The sequence below is a fragment of the Leuconostoc sp. genome (assembly GCF_965300815.1).
This window is the reverse complement of the sequence record NZ_CBDKZH010000105.1, coordinates 1-4,506: the sequence shown is the minus strand read 5'-3', so window position 1 is coordinate 4,506 and position 4,506 is coordinate 1. Positions and strand designations below refer to the sequence as shown.

The window sequence follows — 4,506 nt, the reverse complement described above, 5'->3', positions numbered from 1 at the left end:
TTGGTTTTCCTGAAGTCCGTCAAAATATTTTTAAAGGTTTGGCTGAACTCATTACGACCCATTATGGGGATGTTGAAATCGTCGGTGGTGTTGCCACGGCCGGTATCCCACACGCGGCTTGGGTGGCTGAAACGTTGAACAAGCCCATGATTTATGTCCGCTCAAAGCCAAAAGATCACGGTGCTGGTCGGCAAACGGAAGGCGCCGAAGTGGCTGGTAAAAAAGTGGTTTTGATTGATGATTTGATTTCAACTGGTGGGTCAGTTTTGGGTGCCGTTGAAGCGGTTCGCAAGGCAGGCGCTGACGTGTTGGGCGTTGTCTCAATCTTTTCATATGAATTACCGGCCGGCGTGGCTAACTTTGCGCAAGCAGGGTTAACATTTCAGTCCTTGACAACCTATTCACAACTCATTGATGCCGCCATTGCGCGAGGCGACTTGAATGCTTCGCAATTAGCAACCTTAAAAGCATGGCAACAATCACCAGCTGATTGGCAAGCTTAAACAAGTAAAAAAGCTGAACGACGATGATCGTTCAGCTTTTTTTGATTAATAAATGGCATCGCGGTACAAGCCAATAACTTTACCGAGAATGGTCACATTATCTAAAATAATTGGTGCCATGGCATCATTTTCAGGTTGTAATCTGAAATGATCGGCTTCACGGAAGAAACGCTTAACAGTTGCTTCGTCATCGTCATTCATTGCGACAACAACATCACCATTATCGGCATTATCTTGCTTCCGCACGATCACTTTATCGCCGTCCAAGATACCGATGTTGACCATTGAATTGCCACGGACGTTGAGCATAAACATATCGCCGTCAAACTGCATCAAGTTATCTGGGATTGGGAAAAACTCAGTGGCTTCTTCTTCAACTGCGAGAATTGGCGTACCAGCTGTCACTTGACCCAGAACCGGAATGCGACCAGGTGTGGTGGACACACCTAATGCTTCCAACCCTAAATCTGTTACTTCAATAGCACGGGCACGTGGCTTTGAGGCGTCTTTTAATAAGTAGCCTTTTTTTACTAAGCGTTCGATGTGCCCGTGAATGGTAGAAGACGACGATAGGCCGACTGCTTCACCAACTTCACGTACTGTTGGCGGATAACCATTGTTGGTTTGTGCTTCATGAATGAAACGCAAAACTTGGAGTTGTTTGCTTTCTTGAATTTTGATTGCCATGATGGGTATATTCCTTAATAATAAGCGATTTAATATGATTTCATTATAGCGAAAGTGGGAACAGAAATCAAACGTTTGTTCGTTTTCGGCTCATAACACCCGATAAATTGGGGGAATCTTTACCAAAAATTTGAAAACAGCGCCAACAGGTAGCCGCTGAGTGGCAAAAAAACGTGCCACAAGGTCGTTTACTGCCGGTATTCATCTGGTTAATCGTCCTGTCAATCTGGATTTTGTGTTATAATGGTTGGTAGACAATTTTATTAAGGGGTTATTTAACCATGAACACAGGACTTTCAATCTTGATTTTCGTTATTGGCTTGGTTATCGGCTTGATTGCAGGTTTCTTCCTCGCACGTAACGCCATGAAGAACTATCTTGCCAAAAACCCACCGATTTCAGAAGAAATGATGAAATCAATGATGATGTCAATGGGACAAAAGCCATCACAAAAGAAGTTGGCACAAATGATGGCACAAATGAAGCAACAAAGCGAACGTGCACAAAAAAAATAAGCCAGAAGGCTTATTTTTTTTCGTGTTTTGGATCAATATAGACAAAATCAGGATTGATTTCTTGGTCTAAGCGATCAAACGCATCTTGAATCATTTGTGTATATTTGGTAATGTTTTCTTTGTCCAACTTATCTTTGCGATCAACCACGATCGGTTCCCCGAAATTAATCGTTGTATTGTTACGCTTGAAGAGTTGACTAAACTTAACTGGCCCCTGATATACAGCTGGTACAATGGGCTTACCAGACATCTTGGCAATTAAGATGGTACCAGATTTAAGCTCAGCGCTGTGGCGTGAACCGGAAGGGAACATGATTAATGACCGGTCACCGGATTTCAATTCACGCACGGGGACTTTAATCACACTGGGCCCAACGTTTTCACGATCCACGGGGAACGCACCAGCGGCTCGGATGAGCCACGCAAGTGGGGGGAACTTAAACAATTCAATTTTTGCCATAAAAATGAAGTGCTTGGGATAGGCGGCGACGGCATACCAAACGGGATCCCACCAAGAACGGTGAGGGCCAACGAGGATATAATTATCGTTGACAGGGAGGCGATCACGGTGCATATATTTAATGCGACCGTTAATCGTCCAAATCAAGCCAACGACAATGCCGTGGAGTACGTCATAAAATTTCATGCTAATTCACCTCATAAACTGTCCTAACTATTTTACACGATATCGCGAGAAAAAAACAATGATTGAACCAATTCTTAAACAAGGTGAACGACTTGATGGTTTGCCAGCACAAAACATTCGTATTATTCAAAATCCAGATATGTTCGCTTATTCACTTGATGCGATTTTATTGGCTTATTTTGCCGGCGTGAAAGGCAAAGGTAGCGGGTTAACTGTTGATCTTGGTGCTGGCACTGGGGCGGTTGGCTTGTTTTATGCTCCAAAGGTGACGGGGCCAATCACCTTAGTTGAAATTCAACCTGAACTCGCTGAGATGGCGCAACGTAGTGTGGCGCTAAATGGCTTGCAAGATCGTGTGTCGGTGGTGCAAGCGGATATGAAAGCGATTTTTGATGTCATTCAACCAGGATCAGCCGAAACGGTGCTATCTAATCCACCTTACTTTCCTTTAAATGACACGACGAAGACTAACAACGACCAACATTACGAGATTGCTCGGCACGAGGTCACGATTGATTTGCCTGGTCTGGCACAAGTTGCCAATAAATTACTTAAAAACAACGGCAAGTTTTACATGGTGCACCGGCCAGATCGGTTGGCTGACATTTTTGCCGCCTTTGCGCAGCGCAAGTTGATGATTAAACGCGTGCAGTTTGTTTATGGTAAGGCCGATCGGGAAGCCAATATGGTACTTGTCGAAGCAATTAAGGCTGGGAAACCAGGTGGTGTGCGGATTATGCCGCCTATTGTGGCCTATACCGCCGATAATGACTACACAGAGACGGTTAAGACGATTCTGTATGGACAAGCGTGGTCAACATGAAACACTACTTCTTTTATGTGCTTTATACCGCGGATGGCTACTTTTATGGTGGCTTTACCGATGATGTACAGCGGCGGCTAGCCACGCACGAAAAAGGGCAAGGTGCGAAATTCACCCGAGTTAAATCACGGCATCCGTTGCAACTCGTTTTTTCGGAAGCCTTTGACACAAAAGGGGATGCATTACGTGCCGAAGCGGCTTTTAAACGGTTAACTCGCGCTAAAAAAGAAGCTTTCCTAGTGACACGTGGTGTTTCAGCCACAATTTGGGAAAAATAGCTTGCTTTATATCTTGAACACTGTATAATATTAACTGTTGTCAAAAGCAACAAATACACACGGCAAACGAGTTCACATAGGTGCAGCAATGTCAGTGTGAATGTCGAATTTGTCGGCGGAAAAAACCTAGGAGGCCACATCATGGCAGTTATTTCAATGAAAGAACTCCTCGAAGCAGGAGTACACTTCGGTCACCAAACACGTCGTTGGGACCCAAAAATGGATGAATTTATCTTTACAGAACGTAATGGTATTCACATCATCGATTTGCAAAAGACAGTTAAGTTGGTTGATGAAGCTTACAACTTCATGCGTAACGCATCAGCTGATGGCGCAACTTTCTTGTTCGTTGGAACAAAGAAGCAAGCTTCAGATGCAATTGCTGAAGAAGCAACACGCGCTGGTCAATACTACATCAATCACCGTTGGTTGGGTGGTACTTTGACAAACTGGAACACAATCAAGACACGTATCCAACGTTTGAAGGATTTGGAAGCAATGGCCGAAGACGGCACATTTGACCAATTGCCTAAGAAGGAAGTTGTGTTGTTGAACAAGCAACGCGAAAAGCTGAACAAGTTCTTGGGTGGTATCAAGGACATGCCTGGTTTGCCAGACGTTTTGTTCGTTGTTGATCCTAAGAAGGAAGAAATCGCCGTTAAGGAAGCTAACATGTTGAACATTCCTGTTGTGGCAATGATCGACACAAACGCTAACCCTGAAGTGGTTGACGTTAAGATTCCTGCAAACGATGACGCTATCCGTGCCGTTCGTTTGATCACTTCAAAGATGGCTGATGCTATTATCGAAGGTCGTCAAGGTCAAGATTCAGCACCTGAAGATGCATTCGTTGAAGGCGATGAAACAACAGAATCAATCGAAGAAATTGTTAGCATTGTCGAAGAAGGCAACAACTAATCAGTAAGATTTAAATGACATTTGCCGTTCCTGCGGACCTGTTTGGGACGCGGAAACGGCATTTTTATTTGTTCGAAACCAGAACAAATCATGCTATAATAAACTTATAAACATTTATAGAGGAGCAATATAATGG

Annotated in this window: 7 protein-coding genes; 5 read left to right on the top strand and 2 right to left on the bottom strand. The window is 43.9% G+C overall.

Features of this window, described 5'->3' with window-relative positions:
* The coding region (pyrE, locus tag ACW12G_RS06595; RefSeq protein ID WP_455647564.1) for an orotate phosphoribosyltransferase at positions 1-503 on the top strand (503 nt) is incomplete at its 5' end.
* Between the two features lie 45 nt (positions 504-548).
* On the opposite strand, the gene lexA is transcribed toward pyrE, so the two are convergent.
* Complete coding sequence (lexA, locus tag ACW12G_RS06590; RefSeq protein WP_010000563.1) at positions 549-1,190, bottom strand: transcriptional repressor LexA; 642 nt, start codon at positions 1,188-1,190, stop codon at positions 549-551.
* 281 nt (positions 1,191-1,471) lie between these two features.
* Between lexA and ACW12G_RS06585 the strand changes: the two genes are divergently transcribed.
* Entirely contained in the window at positions 1,472-1,705 is a 234-nt protein-coding gene (locus ACW12G_RS06585; RefSeq protein ID WP_029509844.1) for a YneF family protein, read from the top strand.
* Positions 1,706-1,715: 10 nt separating this feature from the next.
* Here the strand turns inward: ACW12G_RS06585 and ACW12G_RS06580 are convergent, their stop codons facing one another.
* Positions 1,716-2,351, bottom strand: coding sequence for a lysophospholipid acyltransferase family protein (locus ACW12G_RS06580; protein WP_068852472.1), 636 nt, complete (start codon positions 2,349-2,351; stop codon positions 1,716-1,718).
* A gap of 58 nt (positions 2,352-2,409) precedes the next feature.
* On the opposite strand from ACW12G_RS06580, the gene ACW12G_RS06575 reads away from it, so the two are divergent.
* The 3 genes from ACW12G_RS06575 (at position 2,410) to rpsB (ending at position 4,370) form a co-directional block, all read left to right on the top strand.
* The gene (locus ACW12G_RS06575; RefSeq protein WP_010003138.1) at positions 2,410-3,174 is read left to right on the top strand and encodes a tRNA1(Val) (adenine(37)-N6)-methyltransferase; all 765 of its coding nucleotides are present in this window, start codon (positions 2,410-2,412) and stop codon (positions 3,172-3,174) included.
* Entirely contained in the window at positions 3,171-3,452 is a 282-nt protein-coding gene (locus ACW12G_RS06570; protein ID WP_141308466.1) for a GIY-YIG nuclease family protein, read from the top strand. The genes ACW12G_RS06575 and ACW12G_RS06570 overlap by 4 nt, the downstream gene beginning before the upstream one ends.
* A gap of 141 nt (positions 3,453-3,593) precedes the next feature.
* The gene (gene rpsB, locus ACW12G_RS06565; RefSeq protein ID WP_010000909.1) at positions 3,594-4,370 is read left to right on the top strand and encodes a 30S ribosomal protein S2; all 777 of its coding nucleotides are present in this window, start codon (positions 3,594-3,596) and stop codon (positions 4,368-4,370) included.
* The last annotated feature ends 136 nt before the right edge of the window (positions 4,371-4,506 follow it).

What these genes read in the sequence shown, in the direction of transcription:
- lexA (WP_010000563.1), bottom strand. Translation starts at nt 1,190, where the DNA reads ATGGCAATCAAAATTCAAGAAAGCAAACAACTCCAAGTTTTGCGTTTC.
- ACW12G_RS06585 (WP_029509844.1), top strand. Translation starts at nt 1,472, where the DNA reads ATGAACACAGGACTTTCAATCTTGATTTTCGTTATTGGCTTGGTTATC.
- ACW12G_RS06580 (WP_068852472.1), bottom strand. Translation starts at nt 2,351, where the DNA reads ATGAAATTTTATGACGTACTCCACGGCATTGTCGTTGGCTTGATTTGG.
- ACW12G_RS06575 (WP_010003138.1), top strand. Translation starts at nt 2,410, where the DNA reads ATGATTGAACCAATTCTTAAACAAGGTGAACGACTTGATGGTTTGCCA.
- ACW12G_RS06570 (WP_141308466.1), top strand. Translation starts at nt 3,171, where the DNA reads ATGAAACACTACTTCTTTTATGTGCTTTATACCGCGGATGGCTACTTT.
- rpsB (WP_010000909.1), top strand. Translation starts at nt 3,594, where the DNA reads ATGGCAGTTATTTCAATGAAAGAACTCCTCGAAGCAGGAGTACACTTC.